Raw genomic sequence first — 26,141 nt, 5'->3', positions numbered from 1 at the left:
GGGGGGCGGGGCGCCCCTCCGCCCGCCGGGGGGGGGCCCCACCCCCCCCCCCCCCCGCCCGGCGGGGGCCCCCCCCCCCCCCCCCCGGGGGCGGGGGGGGGGGGGGGGGGGGGGGGGCCCCCCCCCCCCCCCCCCCCCCCCCCCACCACCGGGACCCTCAGGAGGCCCTACTCCTTCGTACCCCGCGCCTTGTCCTCGCTCAGCCCGGCGGCGGCCGGGTCGAGGAGGCGGGAGAGGAAGGACTTGGTGCGGCTGTGGCGCGGGTCGCCGATCACCCGGGCCGGGGGGCCCTCCTCGACGATGACCCCGCCGTCCATGAAGACGACCCGGTCGGCGACCTCCTTGGCGAAGGACATCTCGTGCGTGACGACGAGCATCGTCATCCCCTCGTCGGCGAGCGAGCGCATCACCGCGAGGACGTCACCAACGAGTTCGGGGTCGAGCGCGGACGTCGGCTCGTCGAAGAGCATCAGCTGCGGGTCCATCGCCAACGCGCGTGCGATCGCCACCCGTTGCTGCTGCCCGCCGGACAACTGGGCGGGATACGAGGACTCCTTGTCGGTCAGACCGACCCGCGCCAGCCGCTCGCGGGCGACCCGTGCCGCCTCCTCCTTGCCGCGTCCCAGTACCCGGCGCTGAGGAAGCGTCAAGTTCTGAAGCGCCGTCAGATGAGGGAAGAGGTTGAACGACTGGAAGACCATCCCGATGCCGCGGCGCACCTTGTCGATGTCCACGTCCGGGTCGGTGACCTCCGCGCCGGCCACCAGGATCGTGCCTGACGTCGGCTCCTCCAGCCGGTTCACACAGCGCAGCAGCGTCGACTTGCCGGACCCCGACGGGCCGATGACGCACACCACCTCGCCGCGCGCGACCGTGAAGTCGATGCCGGTGAGGACCTCCAGTGAGCCGAACGACTTGTGCAGCGCCCGTACTTCGATCGCGGGCGCCTCCCCGGACGCTCCCGTTCCCCCGGACGCTCCCGTTCCCCCGGACGCCTCCGCGTCCGGGGCCGGGCCCGTCGTCGAGGACTTGTCCACCGGTTCCCGCACCCCGCTCACCTCGCCCTTGCCGTACGTGCTTCGAGCCGCCGGACCAGATGGCCCAGCGGCAGGGTGATCACCAGATAGCAGAGACCGGCGATGAGGATCGGCGTGAGGCTGCGGTTCTGGTTCAGGGCGTCCCGGCCGAACTTGGCCAGCTCGTACTGGGACAGGGACAGGCCCAGCAGATAGACCAGCGACGAGTCCTTCGTCAGCAGGATCAACTCGTTGGTCAGCGGCGGCAGTACGATCCGCAGGGCCTGCGGAATGATGATCGAGACCATCGCCCGGCTCTGCGACATACCGAGCGAACGCGCCGCCTCCGTCTGCCCCTTGGGCACGGCCTGGATACCGGCCCGGATGGTCTCCGCCATGTAGGCGGCGCCGACCAGGCCCAGGGCCAGCATCACCGTCACGTACTGATTGATCGCGACCTGGAAGGCCAGCGGCACACCGAACCCGAGGGCGATGAAGACCAGCAGCGCCGGAACGCCCCGGAAGAACTCGATGTAGACGATGGCCACCCAGCGGTACGGCGGCACCTGCGACAGCCGCATCAGCGCGAGCAGCAGCCCCAGCGTCAGCCCGAACCCGAAGCCGAGCAGGGTGTAGATGACGGTGTTGACCAGCGCCGTCGTGATGATGTCGGGGAACTGGGCCTTGGCGACCTCGACATCGAAGAAGGCCCGCTGGATCTCGCCCCAGTCGGCGGCCAGGGCGACGGCGAGTACCACGGCGAGCAGCACGGCGTACTGAACGCCCCTGATGACGCGGGTCCGTTGTCGGCGGGACATGGACATCGGTGGTGGTTCCTCAATTCTTGGGAGCGGCGGGGAACCACTTCTTGTATATGGCGTCGTAACGGCCGTCGGACTGGGCCGCCTTGATCACCTTGTTGATCTCCTCGCGCAGGGCGTCGTTCCCGGTCCGCACCCCCACGCCGTACTTCTCGCCGGTCTCGAACTCGGCCGTGACCTCGGTGTCCGGATTCTTGCGCACGTACTCGAAGAGAACGCCGTTGTCGTTGACGGCGCCGTCGACCTGGCCGGTCTTCACGGCCGTCAGCAGCAGCGCCAGGTCCTCGAACTGGACGGTCTCCACGCCGGCGCCGTTCTTCTTCGCGTACTCCTCGCCGGTCGTGCCCTGCTGGACGCCCAGCTTCTTGCCCTTCAGGCTCGCCAGCGAGTCGTAGCCGGCGCCCTTCTTGGTGATGAGTGCCTGGGTGGCCTCGAAGTACGGGGCGGAGAAGTCCAGGTTCTCCTCACGTACGGGGGTGATCGTCATGCCGGCGGCGGCGACGTCACACTTGCGGGCGTTGAGGTCCTCACCCGTCTGGATGCCCTCGAAAGGCGTGTCGACGATCTCCTGAGTGACCTTCAGCTCCTTGGCGACCAGATCCACCAGGTCCACGTCGAAGCCGACGATCTTGTTGTCCTGGCGGGACTGGAAGGGTTCGTACGGCAGATGGGTGCAGGTCGTGAGCTTTCCCGACTTCACCAGCTCCACCTTCGAGCCGTCGGAAACGGTGGACTCGGTGCTCGTGCATCCCGTCATGGCGACGAGGGCGGCGGCGGTGGTTACTACGGGCAACACGAACGCGGTGCGCGGGGACAAGACGCCTCCAAGCGTGGGACGGACGACAGCCCACAGGGTGTGTGAGTTGCGCAGATCTTGCCATCGGAGGTGCCGGATGTCTCCTCCGGACAGGTTCGACGTGGCTACACGATCGGCGTTGTCTGCGTGCAGTTCTTCCACTCGACCCAGGGGCGTGCGCCGCCGTTCTTGGGGCCGGTGGCGTAGGTGGGGTCGCCGGTGATGGTCTGGTTCTTCTCTTCGTGGGTGATGTCGATGCCGAAGAGTTTGAAGCCGAGTGTGACTTGTCCGGCGGAGATGCCGAAGCCGATGCCGAGTGAGGCGTTCCACCAGTCGGTGTTGGCGTTGTAGTCGAGGCGGGAGAGTTTGGCCTTGTCGTGCAGGAGGCGTTCCAGTGGTCCGGCGTCGCTGCCGGGTGCCTCGGCCGCTTCCGAGGGGGTGGGCAGGGCGTCACTGGCGGGGAAGTCGCCGCGGCCGCGGAGCCAGTCCTCGACGAGTTCGCTGTCGCCGTCGTTGTCGAGGACCAGTTCGGCGGACTCGGTGTGGATCTTGGACTCGATGGTGCCGCCACCGCCGCCGACGTCGATGGTGACCGGTGTTCCGGGGATGTTGGCGCCCGCTCCGGCCTGTACGCCGGCGCCTGCGCCGTTCTCCTGGCTGGTGGTGATCACGAGTTTCTCCGGGCGGTGTTCCTTGCCGTCCTTCTCTTCCTGGTCGTAGGTGGCGGCGTCGTAGGTGACGGCGACCTGCTGCATCCGGGTGGCTTTGCCCTGGGCGAGTTCGCCGCCTTTGGCGTCGACGCTGAAGGTGTAGATGAAGGTGATTTTGCCGGCGTCGGGGCCGGTGTTGGCGCGCATGACGACGACGTCCTCGGTCATGGTGCCGGTCCCGAACTCACCGGATATGTTGCCGAGTTCGGTCGGCTTGCCGTCCTTGTCCTTGCCGCCCTTGCCCTTGGTGAAGGACTTGCCGAAGCTGACGCTGCCCGCCGCCTCGGTGCTGGTCTTGGTGATGTCGACGTCCGGCGCCAACTCCGGTTCGAGGTCCGGCTTCTTGGAGGCCGCGTCCTGCTGGCAGGCTCCCATCGCCGCCCCGGGGTTGTAGCCGCTCTGGTAGCGGCAACCGTCATTCTGTTTGAGGTACGCGGCGAACTTCCTGGCGTCCTCCAGATTGAGCTCCAGGTCCTTCTGCGGGTCGCCGGTCTTGTTGCCGTTGAACAGCCACTGGCCGCCGCTGCCGCTGCCCTTCATGTAGCTGCCGCTGAGCGACGCACTGCCGCCCCAGTCCTTCAGACCCGGGATACCGGCGGAGACGCTGGCGGTCGCCCCGAGGCTTGATTCGCCCACCCGTTCGAGGGTGACGGTGCCGTCGGACCACTGCTGGAGCTTGACCTGCTCGGAGCCGCTGATCTTGATGAAGGCGATCTGGACGACGACCGTGTCCTTCGTCTGCTCCTGGGCGAGCAGGCACTTCGCGGGCTGGAACGGGTCGCCGGGTATCCCGCCGTCGTCGCCGTCCCCGCCGCCTCCCCCTCCGCCGTCGTCGCCGCTCCCGCCACCGGAGTCGCAGCCCTCGCCGCCGTCACCCGCGTTGACGACCCGGCACACCGCGTCCTGAAGGCCCACCGCCGTGTCGGCCGGGACGGTCAGCGCCACGATCCCCGCGACGACCGCCGCGACGACACCTATCAGCGCGACGTACTCGACACCGCCCTGGCCCCTGTCGCGAGCCCGACGCGACCTCGGTACGCACTCCGTGCCGTTCATCCGGACTCCTCGCCCAAGCCGTCACCCGTTTCCCGAGTGAAAGGGAGACTAAGGACGAGGCAGGGCCCAGACGCAGGGCCTCAGGGCCCAGTTACGGGCCCACCCGGAGGTGATCCTTCAACTTCGGGCGCCGGAGGGTACCGACACGGGCCCTGTGCGCGTGGATACGGGCTCCGACCGGTCGGGCGACGCGGACGGCACCGCCGGCGCCGACGGTGCCACCGACCGCGCGGGCGGTGACACACGTGTGGACGGTGACGCCGACGGCACCGTGCTTCTCGACGGTGCGGTGCTTCTCGACGGCGCGGTGGGCTCCGCCGTCAGCGGCGTGCTCTCGCCGTCGCCGTACATGTCCTTCGGGCCGCCGCCCGGCAGCTCACCCAGCTCCGCCAGCGCCGCACGGGCCTTCGGCGCCAGCAGCGGAGAGAAGCGCGGATTCGTCCGCAGGGCCTCGTCCAGATGGCGGCGGGCCGGGCCCTCCATCCCGAGTTCGCGTTCGATCTCTCCCCGGTGGTACGAGAAGAGCGCGCTCCGCATCCCCTGTTCCGTCGCCCTCTTCGCGTACGGCAGAGCCTTCTCCGCCTCACCCGCCCGGTACAGCGCCCACGCCAGCGTGTCGGACACCTGCATGCTCCGGTGGCCCCGCCGCCACTCCGCCTCCAGCCGCTCCACCGCCGCCCGGGGACTGCCGTGGTCGGCCTCGAAACGGGCCAGCGTCAGCTCCTCGTTGACGCCGTCGGCCTGAGCCCTCGCCGCACGGTCCCGGAGCAGCCCGTACTGGCTCCGCGCGTCCCCGTCCAGCCCCAGCGAGTCGTACAACTCGCCGAGCTCCAGGGCGTATTCGGGCATCGGGCGCTCCGTGAGAGCCGCCTGGTAGTCCCGGCATGCCTCCTCCGTCCTGTCCAGTGCCGCGAGGACACGCGCCCGGCCCGCCAGCGACGGATGGTGGTCCCGCGCCACCTTCAGCGCCGCGTCGTAGTAGCGCAGCGCCTCCTTCGGCTCGCCGCGCTCCCAGGCGAGCCCGCCGAGAGCGTTCAGGGCGCCGGCCTTCTCGGCGGGCGTGGCCGCCTTCCCCGCGGCCTCGTCCGCCTTCGCCGCCGCGTCCTCGCGCCAGCCCCGGTCGCGGTAGACCAGCGACGACACGGACAGCACGCGCACGCCGGAGCGCAGCGACCGCAGCTTGTCCAGGGCCCCGCCGGCGGCCGCGTAGTCACCGAGCCCGTTGTACGCCTCGATCAGGACCGGGTACGTCGTCCAGCGCGCCGGGGCCACCTTCCGTACCGCCTCACCCCATTTCCTGGCCGCCGCGTAGTCGTGCCGCGCGTTCGCCAGCGCGGCCAGGCCCGTCGTCGCCGCCGGGTTGCGCCGCTCGCCGGGGGTGACGGCGAGCGAGCGCCGCAGCGCCCGCTCGGCCTTCGGGTAGTACGCCGTGTCCGCCCGCAGCCCGCCGCGCTCCACGTACGCCGCGCCCAGCACCGCCCAGGATCCGGCGTCCTTCGGGTTCTTCCGCAGCCACGCCTCCCGGTCCCTGATGAGCGCCGCCACGTCCGGCAGCGAGGTGGGACCGCCCGCGCCGACGGCGGCCCGTGCCCGTGCCTCGGGGCCGGGTGGGGGTGGCGCCTCGTCCCCGTCCGGTACGAACACCAGAACGCCCAACACGAGTACCGCTCCCACACCCACGGCCAGCGCGGCCCTCCTGATGTGCCTCATGTGCCGGGTGTTCACGGTGTTCTTGGCGTCCATGTAATTACTGTGCGTCAATACGAAGACCACACCCGTCCTTGTGGATGTGGATCGCAGACGGGTTCACACCGATGGCCCCGGGGTGCCACGCTGGGATCATGGATGATCTCGTCGCGGCCGCGCCCACCACCGCCCCAGCCACCGTCGCCACGGACGACCTACTCGCCCAGCTGCGAGCCGGTCTGCCCTCCGAAGCCCTGATCACCGACCCCGACATCACGGCCTCCTACGCGAACGACATGGCGAGCTTCTGCGAGGCGGGCTCCCCGGCGGTGGTCGTACTGCCGCGGACCGTCGAGCAGGTCCAGCACGTGATGCGCACGGCGACGGCCCTGCGCGTCCCCGTGGTGCCGCAGGGTGCCCGTACGGGACTGTCGGGCGCGGCCAACGCCTCCGACGGCTGCATCGTGCTGTCCCTCGTCAAGATGGACAAGATCCTGGAGATCAGCCCGGTCGACCGGATCGCGGTCGTCGAGCCCGGCGTCGTCAACGCGGTGCTCTCCCGCGCGGTCGGCGAACACGGTCTGTACTACCCGCCGGACCCCTCCAGCTGGGAGACGTGCACCATCGGCGGCAACATCGGCACCGCGTCCGGCGGCCTGTGCTGTGTGAAGTACGGCGTCACCGCCGAGTACGTCCTGGGCCTGGACGTCGTCCTCGCCGACGGCCGCCTCCTGACCACCGGCCGCCGCACCGCCAAGGGCGTCGCCGGATACGACCTCACCCGGCTGTTCGTCGGCTCGGAGGGCAGCCTCGGCATCGTCGTCAAGGCCGTCCTCGCGCTCAAGCCGGCGCCGCCCCAGCAACTCGTCCTGGCGGCCGAGTTCGCCTCCGCGTCCGCCGCCTGCGACGCCATCTGCCAGATCATGGAGCGCGGCCACACCCCCTCCCTGCTGGAGCTGATGGACCGCACCACCGTCCGCGCCGTCAACTCGCTCGCCAACATGGGCCTCCCCGAGACCACCGAGGCGCTGCTGCTCTGCGCCTTCGACACCGCCGACCCGGCCGCCGACCTCGCCGCCGTGGGCGAACTCTGCACAGCGGCCGGCGCCACCGAGGTCGTCCCCGCCGACGACGCCGCCGAGTCCGAACTGCTGCTCCAGGCGCGGCGGCTGGCGCTCGTCGCGCTGGAGGCCGTCAAGGGCACCACGATGATCGACGACGTGTGCGTCCCCCGCTCCCGGCTCGCCGAGGTCCTTGAGGGCATCGACCGCATCGCCGTCAAGTACGACCTCACGATCGGCGTCTGCGCCCACGCGGGCGACGGCAACACCCACCCCACCGTCTGCTTCGACGCCTCGGACCCGGACGAGTCCCGGCGCGCCCGCGAGTCGTTCGACGAGATCATGGCGCTGGGCCTGGAACTGGGCGGCACCATCACCGGCGAGCACGGCGTCGGCGTCCTGAAGAAGGAGTGGCTCTCCCGCGAACTGGGCCCGGTCGGCATGGAGTTGCAGCGCGGCATCAAGAAGACCTTCGACCCGCTGGACCTCCTGAACCCGGGAAAGCTCTTCTGATCCTCAGCACTCACCGTCCGCGGACTCGTCCGAGGGCCACGGGTTCCGCAGCCACAGATCGTCGGCCGGCAGCGGGGCGAGCAGCCGGGCCAGCCCGGCGTCGATCCCCAGCCGGTCGGTCTCGGTGCCCGGGGGCACCAGCCGCAGCGTCCGCTCCAGCCACGCCGAGACGGCCGCCGAAGGAGCCTCCAGGAGCGCGTCGCCGTCGGGGGAGCTGAGCGCCACGCACAGGACGGTGCGGCCGTCGACCTTCGTGGGCCAGATCCGTACGTCACCGTGGCCGCACGGCCGGAACACCCCTTCGACCAGAAGTTCGCGTGCGAACGTCCAGTTGACGGGCGTGTCCGAACAGATGTGGAAGGTGATGTGCACCGCGTACGGGTCCTCCGTGCGGTACGTCAGCCTGGCAGGGACAGGGATGCTGCGCTCGGGCGAGAGCACCAGATTGAGCTCCAGCTCGCGTTCCACCACGGTGTGCATGTCAGGTGCTTCCTTCCTCGTACGACGCCCGGGAGTGGGCCGTACCGATGGAGAGCGCCGACTCCCGCCGCCATTACGCGACTTCGGGCAAGAACTTGCTCCCGCGACCTACCGTGACTCTTTCGTGACCGATCGAGGTCCAAACGGCTGGATGGGTCCTGGGCCATGCGGTGGTCTGATAGATGTGGACCCTTGAACTGAGCCCCATCGAAGAGATACGGGACCACGGTGATGAGCGCCCCGACCTCGGCAACCGGAGACGGCAGCCCTTCCCCCGGCTACTACCCGGACCCTTCCATCCCCGGATACGTCCGGTACTGGAACGGCGGCTCCTGGGTACCCGGCACCAGCCGGCCCGCGCCGCAGGCGGGCGAGGCCATGCCGGAGCCGCCCCAGGGAGCGGCACCGGCTGCCCCTCCGCCCCCGGCCCGGCGGACCCCGGCCCCCGCGACCCCGGCGGTCGAGGAGACGGGGCCGATGTTCTTCGACGAGGACCCGGCCGAGGAGCCCCGCCAGGAACCGGCCTCCGTCTGGCAGGCGGACACCCGGCGGCAGACCGGCTTCGGTGGTGAGCGCGACGCCCGGGTCTCCTGGGGCGACGGCCCGCAGGACTCCCGCGGCCGGCCCGGCGAACAGGGCGCGCAGGGCCCGCAGAGCACACCGGAACCGGAAGACGCCAGGGACCCCCGGTACGCCCGGGACACGCGCGACCCCCGGGTGCCCGGCCAGGCCACGGAACCGGCGGCCGACCCCACGGGCGGCGCGCTGCCCGGCGTACGGTCCCTGGGGCCGGGCGCGGATGACGAGGACTCACCCCGCAACGAGGGCACGGTCGCGATCCGCGTCCCGCGCCCCGGACGCGGAGGCCAGGGCCAGCCACAGGGCGGCCAGGGCGGCCAGGCCCGTACCGGCGAGGCGCCCGCCGACGGCGCCGCCGCCGGCCCGGTCGGCGGCGTACCGCGGGGCCGGCAGGCCACCGGCCGCACCGGCCAGACCGAGGGCACCATGGCGCTGCGCGCCCTGCGGCCCCGCTCCTCCGGCCCGGCACCCGCCCCGCCTGCCCAGCCCCGGCCCCACACCCCTCAGCCCCACACCCCCCAGCCGCCCCAGACCCCGGGGCAGCCCGACGTGCTCGGCTCCCGGTCGATGCAGCCCCCCGCCACCCCGGTCGCACCCGGCCCCGGCGGCGGCTCGGCCTCCTGGGCGCAGCAGGTGCACCAGCTCGCGCAGCCACCGTCGACGCCTCCCACCGGGGCCGACCCCGGGCAGCCGGTCGTGCCGTGGAAGCCGCCGGTCGAGGACCCGTTCCTGCGGGCCGCGCAGGCCCAGGCGGCGGCCCGCCCGGCCGGGCTCGGCAAGCGGTTCGCCGCCCGGCTGATCGACACCGTCGTTCTGCTGGGGGTCGTCGGGGCCGTCTCCGTACCGCTGGTGTCCAAGGCGCTCGCGCACATCGACGACAAGGTCGAGGCGGCGAAGCAGACCGGCGAGACCGTCACCGTCTGGCTGATCGACGGCACGACCGCCGGCTACTTCGGCGGGGTGCTCGCCGCGCTGCTGGTCATCGGTGTCCTGTACGAGGCGCTGCCCACCGCCAAGTGGGGCCGGACGCTCGGCAAGAAACTGTTCGGGCTGGAGGTGCGGGACATCGAGTCGTTCGAGTCCCCGTCCTTCGGCTCCGCCCTGCGCCGCTGGCTCGTGTACGGCGTGCTCGGGGTGCTCGTGGTCGGCATCGTCAATGTGCTGTGGTGCTTCTTCGACCGGCCGTGGCGGCAGTGCTGGCACGACAAGATCGCGCGCACCTTCGTCGCGGGGTAAGTCGGGGCGGCGTGGCACGCGCGCGATGACGCCGGGTCACCCGTGGCCGGGGGGCTCCCCCGAACGGCGGGTGATCCGTTGCGGGCGTCCACGCGGCGCGGTGCACTGCCCCCATGAGCAACGATCAGCCGCCGCCCGGTCAGCCGCCCGAGGACGACCCGTTCCGCAAGCAGCCGCCGCCAGGTGAGACGCCGCCGCCCGGTGGCCCGCCCCCGGGTGGCGGTACGCCGCCGCGTTACGGTGAGCCGTACGGCGGCGCCAACCCGCCACCTCCGGGTGACCCGTACGGCGGATCGGCTCCTCCGCCCCCCGGTGACCCGTTCGGCGCGAACGATCCGCTCCGGGGGATGCCGCCGCTCGCGTCCGTGGGCAGGCGCGTCCTCGCGCGCATCGTCGACTGGATCATCGTCGCGATCCCGCTCGCGGTGATCGCCATCCCGTTCAGCGTCTACCGGCACTGGTCGGACGAGTCCGACAGCTGGGACGACACGGTCAACGGCATGAACGGCGGCGGCCAGTGGGTCTTCCGGATCATCACGATCATCGCCTACGTCGGCTACGACATGGCGATGACGCAGTGGCGCGGCCAGACCATCGGCAAAAAGCTCTTCAAGATCCGTGTCGCGATGCTCAACGACGGCCGGGTGCCCGACTCCCGTGCCTCGTTCCTGCGGGCCGTCGTGCTGTGGCTGCCCGCGCTGATCTGCTGCGCCTGCCTCTGGCCGCTGCTCCTGCTGATCCTGCTGCTGCTCGACCGGCCCTACCGGCAGGGCCTGCACGACAAGGCGGCGAGAACTGTCGTGGTGTCAGCGCCGCAGTGACGCCGGAACGCGGGTCTCGGCGGCGGACGGCGACGGGACGACGGCAGAGGCGCTGGAGTGGCTCGCGGGACTCGTACGGACCGGCTGCGCCGTCCTCGAAGCGCGCGGCGGCACCGCCTTCACCGATACGAGAACGCCGAGACAGAGGGCGACGAGTGCGATCACCGCGATGCCGACGACCGATGTGATGCCGGAGAGCAGCAGCATCGCGAGTGTGGAGAGGACGACGGTGGCGGAACCGTAGGCAAGCTGTGCGGCAGTCGGACGCGGCATGGCTGATCCGTCCCTCGGGGCAATCGGGTTTGGTTTCGGGGGTGTTGGGGGTGTCTCGCGTGTCTGCGCGGAGTCGCACTGTCAAACGACCCTACGACGGTGGATGCCCGGCAGGAACCGACAGTAAGCGTGACCTAACCCACGACGCCGGAGCATGGGGGGCGCACGGAGTCACGCGCCCCCGCTATATGACACATCGATGCGCCCACTGGCGGGTCTTCGGGGCGTCCGGATGGCGGAACGGAACGTGTGCATAGTGCACTTGGCCTGTGCAAGTCAAGGACTGTCTTTTCTCCTTCAACTCCGGTCGAATGTCGTCACTTGTGACGCGCACCCCGCGCGCGGATCCCCACACAGCCGGTCCGCGGACTCCGGGTGCGGGGAGAGGACACCATCAAGTGACCACCAATCGACGGGCGATCAGAGCGTCCGCGGTGCTCGTGGCTCTCGCCACGGCAGCCGCGACGGCGTCGGCGCTCGCCCCGGCCCAGGCCGAGGGCAACCCCACAGCAGGTCCGGCGAGCATTGAGCGCCGCGATCCGGCGCCGCGGAAGGGCGATGTCGAGCACGACCTCGAAGGCCCCTTCAGCAAGCAGCAGGAGCAGCAGCGCAAGGCCGCACTTGAGCAGGTGATCTCGGGTGACGCCAAGATCATGAAGCGCGGCGGCTCCCAGGTCGTGAAGCTCGACGACAAGAAGTACGTCGAGCTGGGCCGGGAGAAGACCGACAAGATATTCACGATCCTGGTGGAGTTCGGCGACGAGGTCGACGACACCACCACGTACGACCCGGACGGTGCCGACGGCCCCGAGGCTCCCATCAAGAAGTACGGCGGCGAGCCCGGCCCGCAGCACAACGAGATAGCCGAGCCGGACCGGAAGGTGGACAACTCCACCGCCTGGCAGGCCGACTACAACCAGCAGCACTTCCAGGACCTCTACTTCGGTGAGGGCAAGGACAGCAAGGGTCAGCAGAAAGAGTCGCTGAAGACCTACTACGAGAAGACCTCGTCCGGCCGCTACTCGGTCGACGGTGAGGTCTCCGACTGGGTCAAGGTCAGGTACAACGAGGCCCGTTACGGCTCGAACTACTGCGGCGACAGCAACTGCGCCAACGTCTGGGACGCGGTACGCGACGGCACCGCCGCCTGGGCCGCCGACCAGAAGGCCCAGGGCCGCACGGACGCCGAGATCAAGGCGGACCTCGCGAGCTACGACGAGTGGGACCGCTACGACTTCGACGCCGACGGCAACTTCAACGAGCCCGACGGCTACATCGACCACTTCCAGATCGTCCACGCGGGCGAGGACGAGTCGGCCGGCGGCGGCGCCGAGGGCGAGAACGCCCTGTGGGCGCACCGCTGGTACGCGTACGGCACGGACGCCGGCAAGACGGGCCCCGCGGAGAACAAGTCCGGCGGCGCGCAGATCGGTGAGACCGGCATCTGGGTCGGCGACTACACGATGCAGCCGGAGAACGGCGGACTCGGCGTCTTCGCGCACGAGTACGGCCACGACCTGGGCCTGCCCGACCTGTACGACACCGCGGGCGGCGAGAACTCCACCGGCTACTGGACCCTGATGTCCGCCGGTTCCTGGCTCGGCCGGGGCAAGGGCGAGATCGGCGACCTGCCGGGCGACATGACCGCCTGGGACAAGCTCCAGCTGGGCTGGCTCGACTACGACGAGGCCAAGGCCGCGACGGCGTCGACCCACAAGCTGGGCGTGTCGGAGTACAACACGGAGAACCCGCAGGCGCTCGTCGTCGAGCTGCCGAAGAAGCCGGTCACCACGACTGTCGTGAAGCCCGCCGAGGGCTCCAAGCAGTGGTGGAGCGACATGGGTGACGACCTCAAGAACACCCTGAGCCGCCCCGTCGACCTCACCGGCAAGGCCAAGGCGTCGCTGGAACTGGACGGCTGGTGGGACATCGAGGCCAACTACGACTACCTGTACGCCGAGGTGTCGGAGGACGGCATCAACTGGACCCCGGTCGACGGCACCGCCGACGGCAAGGCCATCACCCGTGACGCGGGCGACAAGCCGGCCCTGACCGGTCCGTCCGGCGCGTACAAGAAGCTCGTCTACCCGCTGGACGCGTACGCGGGCAAGAAGATCGACGTCCGCTTCCGCTACCAGACGGACGGCGGCGCCGGCGGCAAGGGCTTCGCGGCCGACGCGATCAGCGTCGTCGCCGACGGCGCCCCGCTCTTCACCGACAACGCCGAGGCGGACGACGCGGGCTGGACCTCGAAGGGCTTCTCGCGCATCGAGGAGTCGTTCACCAAGGACTACGGCCAGTTCTACATCGCGGAGAACCGGCAGTACGTCAGCTACGACGAGACCCTCAAGTCGGGCCCGTACAACTTCGGCTTCAAGGCGCCGAAGGACGGCTGGGTCGAGCACTACGCGTACCAGAACGGCCTCATGGTCTGGCTCTGGGACACCTCGCAGAAGGACAACAACACCAGCGTCCACCCCGGCAAGGGCCTGGTCCTGCCGGTCGACGCGCACGCCAAGCCCCTGAAGTGGGCGAACGGCACGGTGATCCGTAACAAGATCCAGACGTTCGACTCGTCCTTCAGCAAGTACCCGACCGACCTGTTCCAGCTCCACAACGCCGACAAGGCGCAGTGGATCCTTCCCCAGGCGGGCAAGCCGGTCTTCGACGACCGCAAGGGCACCTACTGGTACGAGGAGAACCCGACCGGTTCTGTCGACGTTCCTGACACCAACACCAAGATCTCCATCGTGAGCGAGCCGCTCAGTGGCTCCACGATGACGGTGAAGGTGGACCGCTCGACCAAGTAACGGACATCGTCGCAGGTCAAACCATGATCGGCCGTCGCCCCCTAGCGGGGCGGCGGCCGATCGTGTTTAGGTGCGTCCTACCGACTCTTATTGACACGACGTCTTACGGGGGGATTGAGGACATATGGCAGGTGGAGGCTTCAGCAGACTCCCGAACGGCACCGTGGTGGTGGCGCTGACCGTGCCCAGCCCGGTGACCGAAGGTCGTACGGTCCGGATCCTGGTCCATGCGATGAACCGGGCCCGCGCCCTGACCAGGCTGCGGAATCTGGGGCTGCGCGCCGTCTATCTCCGCGGCAACGCGGAACCGCCGACACCGGACGAGATCACGGCGGTGCTGCACCACCCGGACGGCCTGCTCTGGCGGGCCACGCCGGAGTGCGCACAGGAGCTCTGGCAGCCCATACGGGCCCTGCTGCGCCCCGCTCGGCGCTACGGGTCCGCCGAGCCGCGCGGCGGCCGCACGGGCGTACCGAGGGGCGTACCGCCGGGCATCCGGCCGGCACCGCAGACGCCGCCGCGCTCGGAGCTGCCGAGGGGCAGCGGGAGCGACCTGAGCGCCGCGTAGCGGGCGACTCCCGGGTCGGGGGCGGACGGCGCTACTTCGCGGACCCGACCCAGGTCCTGTCCGCCGGACAGGACCCGGGCCCCTGTCCGGCGGATCTTCGTGGGCCCGGGACGCCTGGCACGGCACCTCGCCGCGTTGTCGGACTCGTCCAAGTACGTCCAGTACGAGCACGATCCTCCGCCTTGCGATGCACCGCACCAGCCGCCCCGGGCTGATCCACGAAGATCCGGCGGACAGGATCTAGACCACGACCGGCTTGCCGGTCAGGCGTACGCCCGCCGCCCGCAGTTCCTCCAGGGTCCGCTGCGTCGTCGCCTCGGCGACGCCCGCCGTCAGGTCCAGCAGCACGTGTGTGGTGAATCCCTCACGCGCGGCGTCCAGGGCGGTCGCCCGTACGCAATGGTCGGTGGCGATCCCGACGATGTCGACCTCGGTGACCTCGCGCGCCTTCAGCCATTCCGCGAGCGTCACGCCGTTCTCGTCGGCGCCCTCGAAGCCGCTGTACGCACCCGAGTAGGCGCCCTTGTCGAAGACCGCGTCGATCGACCCGGAGGCGACGGCGGGCGCGAAGTTCGGGTGGAAGCCCACCCCCTCGGTGCCCGCCACGCAGTGGACCGGCCACGTGTGCTCGTAGTCGGGCCTGGTGGAGAAGTGGTTACCGGGATCGATGTGGTGGTCACGCGTCGCGACCACATGGCGGTAACCGGCGGTGGTCTGGCCGATGAGATCGGTGATGGCCGCGGCCACGTCGGCGCCGCCGGACACCGCGAGGCTGCCGCCCTCACAGAAGTCGTTCTGAACGTCCACGACTATCAACGCGCGGTGCATGACGGGTGTCCTTCGGTGGGGAGCGGGCGGGGGCCACTGAGCCTAGGGGGTGTCTTGTCGATCAGGCCGGGGGCCGGTCTGTCGGAGCCTGGCGTTCCCGGTGGTTCTCCGTTCATGCCTTCCACACCTCATCCATCCCTCGTGTACGTCACATGTAGACGGTAGGGATGACCGGCTCGCCGCGCGACAGCTGGACCGCCGACATGGGCAGTCCGGCCCGCGCCGCGACGTGCCGGTCGCGCCCCGCGTCCAGCGGCTCGCGCGCGACCACCTCACCGCCCTTGACCAGCTCCACCAGCAGCTGCCGGTCCAGCAGGTCGGCGGGCACCGGGCCGGTGCCGACGACCTCGGCGTCCGCGTAGCCCTCCGCGTCCACCCGTCGCGCCGCCCACTTGCGGCCGCCGATCGACGTCTTGCCGCCCAGCGACTTCTTCGCCACCGCGTGCAGCGGCGCCTTCGGATCGGCGGAGTGGGCACGGGCGACGAGTTTGTACACCATCGAGCAGGTGGGGTGCCCGCTGCCGGTGACCAGCTGGGTGCCGACCCCGTACGCGTCCACCGGGGCCGCGGCCAGCGAGGCGATCGCGTACTCGTCCAGATCCGAGGTGACCACGATCCGGGTGTTCACCGCGCCCAGCTCGTCGAGTTGCTGCCGCACCCGGTGCGCGACGAGCAGCAGATCGCCGGAGTCGATGCGTACGGCGCCCAGCTCGGGCCCCGCGACCTCCACGGCGGTACGGACCGCCTCGGCCACGTCGTAGGTGTCCACGAGCAGCGTCGTACCGCTGCCGAGCGCGTCGACCTGCGCCTGGAACGCGTCCCGCTCGTTGTCGTGCAGGAGTGTGAATGCGTGCGCGCTGGTGCCCACCGTCGGGATGCCGTAACGGAACCCGGCCGCCAGGTCGGAGGTGGTGTCGAAACCGCCCACGTACGCGGCGCGCGAGGCGGCGACGGCGGCCAGTTCGTGCGTGCGGCGCGCGCCCATCTCGATCAGCGGGCGTCCGCCGGCCGCGGACGACATCCGGGACGCGGCGGCGGCGATCGCCGAGTCGTGGTTGAGGATCGACAGGACCACGGTCTCCAGCAGCACGCACTCGGCGAAGGAGCCCTCGACGCGCAGGATCGGCGAGCCGGGGAAATACACCTCGCCCTCCCGGTAGCCCCAGATGTCGCCGCTGAAGCGGTAGTCGGCGAGCCAGTCGAGCGTCGCCCCGTCGATGATCTCCCGCTCGCGCAGGAAGGTGATGACGTCCGGGTCGAAGCGGAAGTTCTCGACGGCGTCGAGGAGTCGGCCGGTGCCGGCGACGACTCCGTAGCGCCGTCCCTCGGGCAGCCGCCGGGTGAAGACCTCGAAGACGGAACGGCGCTCGGCCGTCCCCGCCCGCAGCGCGGCCCGGAGCATCGTCAACTCGTACTGATCGGTGAAGAGCGCGGTCGACGGAACACCGACCCGCCTGCCGCCCTCGTCCTTCGCAAGGCCCTTCTCAAGGTCCGCAGAGTTCATACCGACAATATTACAGCGGATCTCGTCAGAGTGACGATTTCTAACCGGTGTTCGGGCCGCCGTTTGTGCGACAGACCCCTCCGGGTGGCAGCATGGGGTCGTTAAGGCTGTGCATCCCGGGGCGCACCCCGGGACCCCCGGCGGAGAAGAAGGTCGTCCCGAACCGTGAGTGTTGCCCCGACAGAGATCGAACTTCCCGAGTCGGCCGAGGAGACGTTCACCGTCCCGGAACCTGACGTGCCGTGGATGACGATCGTCCACAACGACCCTGTCAACCTCATGAGTTATGTGACGTACGTCTTCCAGACGTACTTCGGCTACTCCAAGGACAAGGCGCACAAGCTGATGCTCGACGTCCACCAGAAGGGCCGCGCCATCGTCTCCAGCGGCAGCCGCGAGGAGATGGAACGCGACGTGCAGGCGATGCACGGATACGGCCTGTGGGCAACGCTCTCCCAGGACCACGCCTGATGGCCGGGCAGTTCGAGCCGATCCGCGGCGGTGGCGCAGCCGTCGCGCTCGACGCGGTCGAGATCTCCATCCTGCGCTCGCTCGCCGTCCAACTCCTGGAGCTGATCGGCCCCGGCGAGGAACCGGCCAAGGGTGAGGACCCCCTGGCCGCGCTCTTCGCGGAGGGGCCCAGCAAGCCGCCGTCCGACCCCGCGCTCGCCCGGCTGTTCCCGGACGCGTACGGCTTCGGCGACGACACCGACGACGAACTGCGGGAGTACGCGGCGGAGTTCAGGCGCTTCACCGAGAACGACCTGCGGACCCGCAAGCGCGAGGACGGCCTCGCCGTCGTCCGCACCCTGGACGCGCTCTCCGCCACGGGTGAGGGCGGGGCCGTACTGAAACTGGCGCCCGACGACTGCCGGCACTGGCTCGGCGCGCTCAACGACCTGCGCCTGACCATCGGCAACCGGCTGGATATCTCCGACGAGGACGAGGGTGAGAGCCTGTACCGGCTCTCGGACGACGACCCGCGCAAGCCGATGGTGATGGCGTACCTGTGGCTCGGGGCGCTCCAGGAGACGCTGGTCGAGACGATGATGCCCTGACGGGGGGACGGCCCCTCGCGGCGTCTGCGTCACGGCGTCTGCGTCACGGCGTCTGCGCCCCGCCGTCTCCGCCACGCCGTCACACGGTCTCCGCCGCGCTCCCACGCGCCCTCACAGGGTCTCCGGACGGATACCTTCCGTTTCCTCAACGGACGCTCAACTCCATATAACGATCCCGTCTCCGCCACCGCGACCTTTGCGATTCGGGAAGTGATTTGTCCGCTTCTTCCTGTGGACCGCGCCACAGCGACCTCCGTGGATCGCCGCCGGAGCCGTGGTAAATCTTCACGACCACCGGCACAGGCAGGGAGAAAGGGCGCATCACCATGACCTCCCCACAGGTCGACAACACCTCGGAAAGCCCCTCCGGAAAGACCTCGGAGGAGGGCTACGAACGCGGACTCGGCAGCCGCCAGGTCCAGATGATCGCGATCGGCGGCGCCATCGGCGTCGGCCTGTTCATGGGCGCCGGCGCGAACATCGCCAAGGCCGGGCCGAGCATCATCCTGATGTACGCCCTCGCCGGCGTGGTGATCTTCTTCATCATGCGGGCGCTCGGCGAACTGCTGCTCTACCGGCCGGTCTCCGGCTCGTTCGCGGAGTACGCCCGCGAGTTCCTCGGCCCGTTCTTCGGATACGTGACCGGCTGGACGTACTGGCTCATGTGGATCGTGACCGGCATGGCCGAACTCACGGCGGCGGCGATCTACATCCACTTCTGGTTCCCCGCGATCCCGCAGTGGGTCAGCGCCCTGGTCTTCCTCGTGGTGCTCTTCGGCGTCAACCTGATCTCCGTCAAGATCTTCGGCGAGGTCGAGTTCTGGTTCTCGATGGTCAAGGTCACCGCGATCATCGGCATGATCGTCATCGGTCTCGGCGTCCTGACCCTCGGCTTCTCGGACGCGGGCGAAACCGCCGCCACCGGCAACCTCTGGCAGCACGGCGGCATCTTCCCCAACGGCATCGGCTCCAGCCTGATGACCCTCCAGGGCGTGATGTTCGCCTACCTCGCCGTCGAACTCGTCGGCGTCACGGCGGGCGAGTCCGAGAACCCGGAGAAGACGCTCCCCAAGGCGATCAACACGCTGCCCTGGCGCATCATCGTCTTCTACGTCGGCGCGCTCACCGTCATCCTCGCCGTTGTGAAGTGGACCGAATTCACCGAGGGCGAGAGCCCGTTCGTGCACGCCTTCGCCAAGATCGGCATCCCGCTCGGCGCCGGAATCGTCAACTTCGTGGTGCTGACGGCGGCCCTGTCGTCCTGCAACTCCGGCATGTACTCCACCGGCCGGATGCTGCGCGACCTCGCCGCCAACAAGGAAGCCCCACAGGTCCTGGGCAAGCTCAACGCCCGCCGGACACCGGCGGCCGGCATCGCGGCGTCCGTCGCGCTGATGGGCATCGGCGTCGTCCTCAACTACGTCGTCCCCGAGAAGGCGTTCCTGTACGTCACCTCGGTCGCCACCGCCGCCGGTATCTGGACCTGGATGATGATCCTCATCAGCCATATCAAGTACCGCTCCGCCGTGGTCGCCGGGCGGCTGCCGGCGTCCTCGTTCCCGGCCCCCGGCGGCGCGGCGCTGAGCTGGGTGGCGCTGGTCTTCCTGGCCTTCGTGACCTGTCTGATCGCGTACGACTCCGACGCCCGCATCTCGCTGTACGTCGGCGCGGTCTGGGCGGTCTTCCTGGTCGGCGGCTGGGCACTGCTGGGGCGCCGTGCCCCGGAGCCGGCGGGCGGCGGAGGCGAGCCGGAGGGCCCGTACGAGCCGGAGTACGCGAAGGTCTCGGACTGACACGGGCTCGGTCGACGGGGCTTTTGGCAGCCCCTCCGGCGGTGCGTCTCACCGGCGCACCGCCGGACGTCTCATCAGGTGGCCTCCGCGTCTCAACAGCGGAGGCCACCCGTTTATCCTTCGATCCATGCTCACCATCACCCAGGCGCTCTACGACCAGATCGTCGCCCACGCGCGGGCCGACCACCCCGACGAGGCGTGCGGCGTGATCGCGGGCCCGGAGGGCAGCGACCGGCCCGAGCGCTTCATCCCCATGCTCAACGCGGCCCGCTCGCCCACGTTCTACGAGTTCGACTCCACCGAGCACAAGCAGCTCGACAACGAGCTGCGCGAGCGCGACGAAGACGTGGTGGTCATCTACCACTCGCACACCGCGACGGAGGCGTACCCCTCCCGCCGGGACATCGACCTGGCCATGGAGCCGTTCGCCCACTACGTCCTGGTCTCCACGGCCGACACGGACGACATGGGCCCGTTCCAGTTCCGCTCGTACCGCATCGTCGACGGCAAGGTCACCGAGGAAGAGGTAGAAGTCGTCTGACACACTCGCCGACGTCTACGAGGTGGCGGCCGAGGTCACGCCCCACCCCCGGACGGGCGCCCCCACCGTGGTCCATCCGCCCGCGTCACCGACGCCCCGCGTGCCGGTTCCCCCGCCACGTCCATCTGACGAACGCCGAACGTCCACCATCCGAGATCACATACCGGGATGCGGACCGGGAATCGATACGATGACCCCATGGTTTCCCACGACGTGAGCGACAAGACACCAGGCGATCTGCTGGTGGCGCGCCTGCACGTCGATCTGTGCCGACTCGCCAGCGCCATGTGTACGGCCGGCGCTGCCGCCTGAGCCGCGGCAGGACGCCCGTCCCGAGCACCACCCCCCGCGCGGGGGCAGAGCCGCGCGCCCGTCACGCCTCTTTTCCGACAGGAGCCCACGCCATGGCCATCGAGGTCCGTATTCCGACCATCCTCCGCACCTACACCGACGGAGCCAAGGCCGTCGAGGGCAGCGGTGACACCATCGCAGCGCTGCTCACCGACCTCGAAACCCGCCACACGGGCATCCGCGAGCGCATCGTCGACGCCGAGAACGGCGATCAGTTGCGCCGATTCGTGAACGTCTACCTCAACGACGAGGACGTCCGCTTCCTGGACGGCATCTCCACCAAGCTCTCGGACGGTGACAGCGTCACCATCCTCCCCGCCGTCGCGGGCGGCGCACGCGAGATGCCGATGCCCGACATGCCCGCGCTCTGATGCGGTACGACTCCCCGCTCGCGGTCGTCGGCGACACCCCCCTCGTACGGCTGCCACGCCTGTCCCCGTCGGAGGACGTCCGGATCTGGGCCAAGCTGGAGGACCGCAACCCGACCGGCTCCATCAAGGACCGCCCGGCGCTTCGCATGGTCGAGGAGGCCGAGAAGGACGGCCGGCTCACGCCGGGCTGCACGATCCTGGAGCCCACCAGCGGCAACACCGGTATCTCGCTCGCGATGGCCGCGAAGCTCAAGGGCTACAAAATCATCTGCGTGATGCCGGAGAACACCTCGCGGGAGCGCCGCGAACTGCTCGCCATGTGGGGCGCCGAGATCATCCCGTCCCCGGCCGCGGGCGGCTCCAACACCGCCGTACGCGTCGCGAAGGAACTGTCCGCCGAGAACCCGACCTGGGTGATGCTCTACCAGTACGGCAATCCGGACAACGCGGGCGCCCACTACGCCACCACCGGGCCGGAGATCCTCGCCGACCTGCCGTCCGTCACCCACTTCGTGGCCGGCCTCGGCACCACCGGGACCCTCATGGGCGTCGGCCGCTATCTGCGCGAGCAGAAGCCCGACGTCAAGATCGTCGCGGCCGAACCGCGCTACGACGACCTGGTCTACGGTCTGCGCAACCTCGACGAGGGCTTCGTCCCCGAGCTGTACGACGAGTCCGTCCTCACCAGCCGCTTCTCCGTCGGCTCCGCCGACGCCGTCACCCGCACCCGCCAACTCCTCCAGCAGGAAGGCATCTTCGCGGGAGTCTCCACCGGCGCCGCCCTGCACGCGGCCATCGGCCTCGGCAAGAAGGCCGTCGCCGCGGGCGAGAGCGCCGACATCGTCTTCGTCGTCGCCGACGGAGGCTGGAAGTACCTCTCCACGGGCGTCTACACGGCGGCCACGGACGAAGAGGCGATCGAGACGCTTCAGGGCCAGCTCTGGGCCTGAGCCCCTCCGCCGCCGGGCAACAGTGGTGCAACAGTCCTCGTGCGGGGGCTGTCGCACCACCGTTGCCGACGGTGACGATCGGTGTCGATCCACGCGCACCGACACAACGGGGGACAGAGATGGACGACCGCTGGAGCGGTACGGGCGGCCCGGGGAACACCGGTGGCCCCGCCGACGCGCCCGGCTACGGCCCCGGCCAGGGATACAGCCCTTCCGGCTACGGGCAGTCCGGCTACGGCCCCCCCGGCTACGGCCCCCCCGGCTTCGGCCCGCCCGAGCCCTTCGCGCCGCCGGAATCAGCCGGCCGTGCGGCCCGCCGGTACCTGGGCGCGTACGTCGCCTCCGGCATCCTGCTGATCGTCTTCGCCTGCGTCCTCGGCGCCTGGATCGCCGACACGGCGATCAACGTGCACGTCGACGCGGACGGGCTCCTCGAAAGCCTCGTCATGAACGACGCGGCCCGGCCCCTGCTCATCTTCACCGCCCACGAATGGGCCTTCACCGTCGCCCTGTTCGTCGTCGGCATCGCCGCCCTCGCCCGGCGCCGCCTCGCACGCGGCGCGGCGCTGCTCCTCGCGTTCCTGCTCCTCGGCGTCGGCGCACGCCAGATCGGCGGTCTGACCAGGACCGAGTACCGCGACGTCATGTTCGCCACCCAGCACGGCGCGCTGATCGTGCTCACCTACGTGTTCGCCTTCCTCGCCGCCGCGGCCGTGATCACGCTGATGCTGGTCGCCCGCGAGCGCGACGTATCTCGCGAGCCCGTGACCGGCGGCCGGCGCGCGGCGGGCGTCCTGCTGATCCTCATGGGCGCGGTGCAGGGATTCTGGTACGCACGCAACTTGCGGGAGTTCAACGAGGCCGTCGCGCCGGGCGGCGGCCGGGGCGCATTCTCCGAGTGGTGGCACGAACTGCTCAACATCAACGCCCGTGGCGGATACGGGACTTCGGCGGGCTTCACCTTCTACCACAGCGCGCTCATCGCGGCGTTCCTGGTCGTCGGCGTCCTGCTCCTGCGCGACACCCCGGCGGCCCGCGGCGCGGCGCTCGCGCTGCTCGGCATCGCCGCGTACCTCCAGCTGCGCGACCTCGCGGGCGTCGAGTACGACCGGCTCCCCGACTACTACCGGGACGCCACCGTCGGCTGGAGCCTGACCAGCTCCTTCGCGGCCGGAGCGGCGATGCTCGTGGCCATCGCCCTGACGCGCCGCGTCCCCCACCCGCACATCCCGCCGCGGTACCCGACGGCGCCGCTGCCCTAGGCCCTGTCCGGCGGACCTTCGCGGGTCAGCCGGCCAGATGCCGGACCTGTCGCCAGAGCCCCGGATCCGCGGCGCCCACCCGACGGCGGAACGCACGCGAATCCACCCTCCGCAACTCGTCCGTCTCCAAGTAGCTCCGACGTCCCTCCGTGTCGCCCAGCACCTCGGGCGGCAGCGGAATCACGCCGGGGCGCTCCTCATGGAACTTACTGGTGATCTTCGCGACCAGCACCGCGCGGCCCCGTACGGAGAGCACCAGACAGGGCCGGTCCTTCTTCCCGGTTCCGTCCTCGTACGGCACCATCGCCCACCAGATCTCGCCCGGCTTCGGCCCCCGGCCACCGGCCCGGCCCCCGGCCTTCGTCCCCGGCTTAGTCCCGGCGGGCCTCCGGCCCGGCGGCCGGGAGCGCCCGCGCGGAGGTCTCGGGCTCCGGCCCCGCCCGTCCACGACCGTGGCGACCATCGCCAGCACCACCACGACGATCAGCGCCACCCACCAGGACGTGTCCATGCCCCAGACCGTACCGTCGCCGCCCCGCGCGGGCGCCGTGCGATCCCCGGCCCGTCACCCGGCGGCGGGGTCCGCCCGAACCGGTGACAGAGCAGGTGAGTTCCCCCACAACAGGCCGGTGTGGAGGAGCGACCAGCCCTTTAGCGCCTTACGCTCGACAGACCGAACGACCCCCGTCGCCCCCCTTCCACGCCACGGAGGTTCACGCTCCATGAAGCTCACCGTCGTCGGCTGCTCGGGCTCCTTCCCTTCCGTGGGATCGGCCTGCTCCAGCTACCTCGTAGAGGCCGACGGCTTCCGGCTGCTCCTCGACATGGGCAACGGTGCCCTCGGCGAGTTGCAGCGTCACAGCGGTCTCTACGACCTCGACGCCATCTTCCTCAGCCATCTGCACGCCGACCACTGCATCGACATGTGCGGCTACTTCGTCGTCCGCTACTACCGCCACGACGGCGGACGCTGCGACACCATCCCCGTCTACGGCCCCGACGGCACCGAACAGCGCCTGACCACCGCGCACGCCGACACCCCGACGGACAAGTCCATGAGTGAGGTCTTCGACTTCCACACGCTCAAGCCGGGCTCCTTCGAGATCGGGCCCTTCTCGGTCCGTACGGAGAAGGTCGCCCACCCCGTCGACACCTTCGGCATCCGCGTCGAGCACGACGGCAGGTCGCTCACCTACTCCGGCGACACGGGCGTCAGCGAGGCCCTGGTGGAGCTGGCCCACGACACGGATCTGTTCCTCTGCGAAGCCGCGTTCACCTACGGCAAGGAGGACATCCCCGGCCTCCACCTCAACGGCCGCGAGGCCGGCGAGCACGCCTCCCGCGCACGGGCGCGCAGGCTCGTCCTCACGCACATTCCCCCGTGGACAGACGCCGAGCGGAACTTGAGCGACGCGCGGGCGGAGTACGGCGGACCGGCCGAACTGGCCACGCCTGGCGCGGTGTACGAGATCTGAACGCCGACGCGCCGCTGTCGGGATGTGAACGCGACGGTGCCCCCGGCCGGGAAGGGCAGGGGGCACCGTCGCGTTCGTGTCGCGCCGGAGGCTACTTGGCCTCGGCCTTCTGGAGTTCGGCCAGTTCCTCGTCGCTCTCCCGGCCCGGCGTCGGCAGGTTGAACTTGACGATGGCGAAGCGGAAGACCGCGTAGTAGACGGCCGCGAAGCAGAGCCCGACCAGCGCCAGGCCCCACGGGTTGGTCGCGATCCCGAGGTTGAGGAAGAAGTCGACGGCACCGGCCGAGAAGCCGAAGCCGTCCTTCATACCCAGCCCCCAGGTCAGCGCCATGGAGACACCGGTCAGCACGGCGTGGATCGCGTACAGCACCGGCGCGATGAACATGAAGGTGAACTCGATCGGCTCGGTCACACCGGTGACGAACGCGGTGAGCGCGAGCGAGAACATCATGCCGCCGACGACCTTGCGGCGCTCCGGACGGGCGCAGTGGACGATCGCGAGACAGGCGGCGGGCAGCGCGAACATCATGATCGGGAAGAAGCCGGTCATGAACTGTCCGGCCGAGGGGTCACCGGCGAGGAAGCGCGCGATGTCGCCGTTCTTGCCCTCGTACGAACCGGCCTGGAACCACGGGAACGAGTTCAGCAGGTGGTGCATGCCGATCGGGATCAGCGCGCGGTTCGCGACACCGAAGATGCCCGCGCCGACCGCGCCCGAGCCGACAAGCCACTCACCGAAGTTGTGCAGCCCGGCGCCGAGGACGGGCCAGATGAGACCGAAGACGATGCCGATGAGCAGACCCGCGAAGGCGGAGAGGATCGGGACGAGACGACGTCCGCCGAAGAAGCCCGCCCAGTCGGGGAGCTTCGTCCGGTAGAACTTCTGGTAGAGCAGGGCGACCACGATGCCCATCACGACACCGCCGAGGACGCCCGCGTTCACGGGGGCGTCCGACATGACTATCTTGCCGTCGACGACGCTCGCGACCTGCGGCAGGTTTCCGTCCGTGAAAGTGGCCAGGACCTTCTGGAAGACCAGGTAGCCGGTGACCGCGGCGAGCGCGGTCGAGCCGTCCGACTTCTTGGCGAAGCCGATGGCTATGCCTACGGCGAAGAGCAGCGGCATGTTGTCGAGGATCGCGCCGCCGCCCGCGGCCATGTAACCGGCGATCTTGGTGATGAAGGTGGGGAACGACTCGCGCCCGAGCATGTCGGGGTTGCCGAGGCGTACCAGAAGAGCACCGGCGGGCAGTACGGCGACCGGCAGCATGAGGCTGCGGCCGATGCGCTGCATGACGGACATCACGCCGGAGCCCTTTTTCGGAGCCGCGGGGGCGGCGCTGGCCGTGGACATCAACTTCCTCCAGAAGACAAGGCACTGCCGTGAGCAGGGAAGACGGGGAGTGGCGGCGACCCGGGGGAAACACGGCGCGAGGCCGTGTGGTCTACACCTATGAGTGGTGTAGACCAGTTGTAGCATGGTGGGGGTTGAATAAGGAACCTTCGTAATCTTTCGATCCGGACTCGGCGCTTCCTGCTGTGAGCGCGTGGCGGAGGGTGTCCGGCGGGCGCGCGAAAAGAC

At 70.0% G+C, this 26,141-nt stretch carries 24 protein-coding genes and 1 pseudogene; 14 read left to right on the top strand and 11 right to left on the bottom strand.

Features of this window, described 5'->3' with window-relative positions:
* Nucleotides 1-167 precede the first annotated feature (167 nt).
* From ACIBBB_RS11330 to ACIBBB_RS11310, 5 genes are all read right to left on the bottom strand, one after another.
* Entirely contained in the window at nt 168-938 is a 771-nt protein-coding gene (locus ACIBBB_RS11330) for an amino acid ABC transporter ATP-binding protein (protein WP_398980793.1), read from the bottom strand.
* A gap of 116 nt (nt 939-1,054) precedes the next feature.
* The gene (locus ACIBBB_RS11325) at nt 1,055-1,840 is read right to left on the bottom strand and encodes an amino acid ABC transporter permease (protein ID WP_398980745.1); all 786 of its coding nucleotides are present in this window, start codon (nt 1,838-1,840) and stop codon (nt 1,055-1,057) included.
* A 13-nt stretch (nt 1,841-1,853) separates the two neighbouring features.
* Nucleotides 1,854-2,654: an ABC transporter substrate-binding protein gene (locus ACIBBB_RS11320; protein WP_398980744.1), complete on the bottom strand. Its 801-nt coding sequence runs from the start codon at nt 2,652-2,654 to the stop codon at nt 1,854-1,856.
* Between the two features lie 104 nt (nt 2,655-2,758).
* Nucleotides 2,759-4,399 (bottom strand): hypothetical protein, encoded by a 1,641-nt coding sequence (locus ACIBBB_RS11315; RefSeq protein WP_398980743.1) that lies wholly within the window; start codon nt 4,397-4,399, stop codon nt 2,759-2,761.
* A 117-nt stretch (nt 4,400-4,516) separates the two neighbouring features.
* A complete protein-coding gene (locus ACIBBB_RS11310; protein ID WP_398980742.1) occupies nt 4,517-6,142 on the bottom strand; it encodes a hypothetical protein in 1,626 nt (541 codons plus the stop codon).
* A 98-nt stretch (nt 6,143-6,240) separates the two neighbouring features.
* Here ACIBBB_RS11310 and ACIBBB_RS11305 point away from each other — a divergent pair, with 98 nt between their 5' ends.
* Nucleotides 6,241-7,659, top strand: a complete 1,419-nt coding sequence (locus ACIBBB_RS11305; RefSeq protein ID WP_398980740.1) for an FAD-binding oxidoreductase — start codon at nt 6,241-6,243, stop codon at nt 7,657-7,659.
* 3 nt (nt 7,660-7,662) lie between these two features.
* On the opposite strand, the gene ACIBBB_RS11300 is transcribed toward ACIBBB_RS11305, so the two are convergent.
* Nucleotides 7,663-8,139, bottom strand: coding sequence for an SsgA family sporulation/cell division regulator (locus ACIBBB_RS11300; RefSeq protein ID WP_398980739.1), 477 nt, complete (start codon nt 8,137-8,139; stop codon nt 7,663-7,665).
* Nucleotides 8,140-8,370: 231 nt separating this feature from the next.
* Here ACIBBB_RS11300 and ACIBBB_RS11295 point away from each other — a divergent pair, with 231 nt between their 5' ends.
* Nucleotides 8,371-9,954, top strand: a complete 1,584-nt coding sequence (locus ACIBBB_RS11295) for an RDD family protein (protein ID WP_398980738.1) — start codon at nt 8,371-8,373, stop codon at nt 9,952-9,954.
* A gap of 113 nt (nt 9,955-10,067) precedes the next feature.
* Nucleotides 10,068-10,775, top strand: coding sequence for an RDD family protein (locus ACIBBB_RS11290; protein ID WP_398980737.1), 708 nt, complete (start codon nt 10,068-10,070; stop codon nt 10,773-10,775).
* On the opposite strand, the gene ACIBBB_RS11285 is transcribed toward ACIBBB_RS11290, so the two are convergent.
* Nucleotides 10,761-11,048 (bottom strand): hypothetical protein, encoded by a 288-nt coding sequence (locus tag ACIBBB_RS11285; RefSeq protein ID WP_398980736.1) that lies wholly within the window; start codon nt 11,046-11,048, stop codon nt 10,761-10,763. The genes ACIBBB_RS11290 and ACIBBB_RS11285 overlap by 15 nt on opposite strands.
* Before the next feature lie 398 nt (nt 11,049-11,446).
* Here ACIBBB_RS11285 and ACIBBB_RS11280 point away from each other — a divergent pair, with 398 nt between their 5' ends.
* Nucleotides 11,447-13,858, top strand: a complete 2,412-nt coding sequence (locus tag ACIBBB_RS11280) for an immune inhibitor A domain-containing protein (RefSeq protein ID WP_398980735.1) — start codon at nt 11,447-11,449, stop codon at nt 13,856-13,858.
* A 124-nt stretch (nt 13,859-13,982) separates the two neighbouring features.
* Nucleotides 13,983-14,288: pseudogene (locus tag ACIBBB_RS11275) on the top strand (hypothetical protein); the annotation flags it as partial.
* 378 nt (nt 14,289-14,666) lie between these two features.
* Here the strand turns inward: ACIBBB_RS11275 and ACIBBB_RS11270 are convergent.
* Both ACIBBB_RS11270 and ACIBBB_RS11265 read right to left on the bottom strand, forming a co-directional pair.
* Nucleotides 14,667-15,254, bottom strand: a complete 588-nt coding sequence (locus ACIBBB_RS11270) for an isochorismatase family protein (protein ID WP_398980734.1) — start codon at nt 15,252-15,254, stop codon at nt 14,667-14,669.
* A 148-nt stretch (nt 15,255-15,402) separates the two neighbouring features.
* Nucleotides 15,403-16,758, bottom strand: a complete 1,356-nt coding sequence (locus tag ACIBBB_RS11265; RefSeq protein ID WP_398980733.1) for a nicotinate phosphoribosyltransferase — start codon at nt 16,756-16,758, stop codon at nt 15,403-15,405.
* A gap of 165 nt (nt 16,759-16,923) precedes the next feature.
* Here ACIBBB_RS11265 and clpS point away from each other — a divergent pair, with 165 nt between their 5' ends.
* From clpS to ACIBBB_RS11225, 8 genes are all read left to right on the top strand, one after another.
* Nucleotides 16,924-17,229 carry an ATP-dependent Clp protease adapter ClpS gene (gene clpS / locus ACIBBB_RS11260; protein ID WP_398980732.1) on the top strand — a complete coding sequence of 102 codons (306 nt, stop codon included), beginning with the start codon at nt 16,924-16,926 and terminating at the stop codon, nt 17,227-17,229.
* Complete coding sequence (locus tag ACIBBB_RS11255; RefSeq protein WP_398980731.1) at nt 17,229-17,816, top strand: DUF2017 domain-containing protein; 588 nt, start codon at nt 17,229-17,231, stop codon at nt 17,814-17,816. The genes clpS and ACIBBB_RS11255 overlap by 1 nt, the downstream gene beginning before the upstream one ends.
* Before the next feature lie 326 nt (nt 17,817-18,142).
* On the top strand, nt 18,143-19,609 hold the full coding sequence (locus ACIBBB_RS11250; protein ID WP_398980730.1) for an amino acid permease: 1,467 nt from the start codon (nt 18,143-18,145) through the stop codon (nt 19,607-19,609).
* Between the two features lie 127 nt (nt 19,610-19,736).
* A complete protein-coding gene (locus ACIBBB_RS11245) occupies nt 19,737-20,150 on the top strand; it encodes a Mov34/MPN/PAD-1 family protein (RefSeq protein ID WP_398980729.1) in 414 nt (137 codons plus the stop codon).
* A gap of 198 nt (nt 20,151-20,348) precedes the next feature.
* Nucleotides 20,349-20,462, top strand: coding sequence for a putative leader peptide (locus ACIBBB_RS11240; protein ID WP_354608293.1), 114 nt, complete (start codon nt 20,349-20,351; stop codon nt 20,460-20,462).
* Between the two features lie 92 nt (nt 20,463-20,554).
* Nucleotides 20,555-20,872 (top strand): MoaD/ThiS family protein, encoded by a 318-nt coding sequence (locus ACIBBB_RS11235; RefSeq protein ID WP_398980728.1) that lies wholly within the window; start codon nt 20,555-20,557, stop codon nt 20,870-20,872.
* Entirely contained in the window at nt 20,872-21,822 is a 951-nt protein-coding gene (locus tag ACIBBB_RS11230) for a PLP-dependent cysteine synthase family protein (RefSeq protein WP_398980727.1), read from the top strand. Before ACIBBB_RS11235 ends, ACIBBB_RS11230 begins: the two co-directional genes overlap by 1 nt.
* A 119-nt stretch (nt 21,823-21,941) precedes the next feature.
* The gene (locus ACIBBB_RS11225) at nt 21,942-23,084 is read left to right on the top strand and encodes a hypothetical protein (protein ID WP_398980726.1); all 1,143 of its coding nucleotides are present in this window, start codon (nt 21,942-21,944) and stop codon (nt 23,082-23,084) included.
* A 25-nt stretch (nt 23,085-23,109) separates the two neighbouring features.
* Here ACIBBB_RS11225 and ACIBBB_RS11220 read toward each other — a convergent pair whose 3' ends face one another.
* Complete coding sequence (locus tag ACIBBB_RS11220; RefSeq protein ID WP_398980725.1) at nt 23,110-23,595, bottom strand: type II toxin-antitoxin system PemK/MazF family toxin; 486 nt, start codon at nt 23,593-23,595, stop codon at nt 23,110-23,112.
* Nucleotides 23,596-23,806: 211 nt separating this feature from the next.
* Here ACIBBB_RS11220 and ACIBBB_RS11215 point away from each other — a divergent pair, with 211 nt between their 5' ends.
* Nucleotides 23,807-24,559 carry an MBL fold metallo-hydrolase gene (locus tag ACIBBB_RS11215; RefSeq protein WP_398980724.1) on the top strand — a complete coding sequence of 251 codons (753 nt, stop codon included), beginning with the start codon at nt 23,807-23,809 and terminating at the stop codon, nt 24,557-24,559.
* 91 nt (nt 24,560-24,650) lie between these two features.
* Here ACIBBB_RS11215 and ACIBBB_RS11210 read toward each other — a convergent pair whose 3' ends face one another.
* Nucleotides 24,651-25,913 (bottom strand): PTS transporter subunit EIIC, encoded by a 1,263-nt coding sequence (locus tag ACIBBB_RS11210; RefSeq protein ID WP_398980723.1) that lies wholly within the window; start codon nt 25,911-25,913, stop codon nt 24,651-24,653.
* Between the last annotated feature and the right edge of the window lie 228 nt (nt 25,914-26,141).

This window comes from Streptomyces sp. NPDC051217, assembly GCF_044455465.1.
Taxonomy (GTDB): domain Bacteria; phylum Actinomycetota; class Actinomycetes; order Streptomycetales; family Streptomycetaceae; genus Streptomyces.
Note: the sequence above shows the minus strand (reverse complement) of the source record. Positions and strands in the feature narration are given on the sequence as shown.

Excerpts from the sequence above, each read along its gene's own strand:
- ACIBBB_RS11325 (WP_398980745.1), bottom strand. The coding sequence starts at position 1,840 with ATGTCCATGTCCCGCCGACAACGGACCCGCGTCATCAGGGGCGTTCAG.
- ACIBBB_RS11315 (WP_398980743.1), bottom strand. The coding sequence starts at position 4,399 with ATGAACGGCACGGAGTGCGTACCGAGGTCGCGTCGGGCTCGCGACAGG.
- ACIBBB_RS11310 (WP_398980742.1), bottom strand. The coding sequence starts at position 6,142 with ATGGACGCCAAGAACACCGTGAACACCCGGCACATGAGGCACATCAGG.
- ACIBBB_RS11305 (WP_398980740.1), top strand. The coding sequence starts at position 6,241 with ATGGATGATCTCGTCGCGGCCGCGCCCACCACCGCCCCAGCCACCGTC.
- ACIBBB_RS11300 (WP_398980739.1), bottom strand. The coding sequence starts at position 8,139 with ATGCACACCGTGGTGGAACGCGAGCTGGAGCTCAATCTGGTGCTCTCG.
- ACIBBB_RS11295 (WP_398980738.1), top strand. The coding sequence starts at position 8,371 with ATGAGCGCCCCGACCTCGGCAACCGGAGACGGCAGCCCTTCCCCCGGC.
- ACIBBB_RS11290 (WP_398980737.1), top strand. The coding sequence starts at position 10,068 with ATGAGCAACGATCAGCCGCCGCCCGGTCAGCCGCCCGAGGACGACCCG.
- ACIBBB_RS11285 (WP_398980736.1), bottom strand. The coding sequence starts at position 11,048 with ATGCCGCGTCCGACTGCCGCACAGCTTGCCTACGGTTCCGCCACCGTC.
- ACIBBB_RS11270 (WP_398980734.1), bottom strand. The coding sequence starts at position 15,254 with ATGCACCGCGCGTTGATAGTCGTGGACGTTCAGAACGACTTCTGTGAG.
- ACIBBB_RS11265 (WP_398980733.1), bottom strand. The coding sequence starts at position 16,758 with ATGAACTCTGCGGACCTTGAGAAGGGCCTTGCGAAGGACGAGGGCGGC.
- ACIBBB_RS11255 (WP_398980731.1), top strand. The coding sequence starts at position 17,229 with ATGGCCGGGCAGTTCGAGCCGATCCGCGGCGGTGGCGCAGCCGTCGCG.
- ACIBBB_RS11250 (WP_398980730.1), top strand. The coding sequence starts at position 18,143 with ATGACCTCCCCACAGGTCGACAACACCTCGGAAAGCCCCTCCGGAAAG.
- ACIBBB_RS11245 (WP_398980729.1), top strand. The coding sequence starts at position 19,737 with ATGCTCACCATCACCCAGGCGCTCTACGACCAGATCGTCGCCCACGCG.
- ACIBBB_RS11240 (WP_354608293.1), top strand. The coding sequence starts at position 20,349 with ATGGTTTCCCACGACGTGAGCGACAAGACACCAGGCGATCTGCTGGTG.
- ACIBBB_RS11235 (WP_398980728.1), top strand. The coding sequence starts at position 20,555 with ATGGCCATCGAGGTCCGTATTCCGACCATCCTCCGCACCTACACCGAC.
- ACIBBB_RS11230 (WP_398980727.1), top strand. The coding sequence starts at position 20,872 with ATGCGGTACGACTCCCCGCTCGCGGTCGTCGGCGACACCCCCCTCGTA.
- ACIBBB_RS11225 (WP_398980726.1), top strand. The coding sequence starts at position 21,942 with ATGGACGACCGCTGGAGCGGTACGGGCGGCCCGGGGAACACCGGTGGC.
- ACIBBB_RS11220 (WP_398980725.1), bottom strand. The coding sequence starts at position 23,595 with ATGGACACGTCCTGGTGGGTGGCGCTGATCGTCGTGGTGGTGCTGGCG.
- ACIBBB_RS11215 (WP_398980724.1), top strand. The coding sequence starts at position 23,807 with ATGAAGCTCACCGTCGTCGGCTGCTCGGGCTCCTTCCCTTCCGTGGGA.
- ACIBBB_RS11210 (WP_398980723.1), bottom strand. The coding sequence starts at position 25,913 with ATGTCCACGGCCAGCGCCGCCCCCGCGGCTCCGAAAAAGGGCTCCGGC.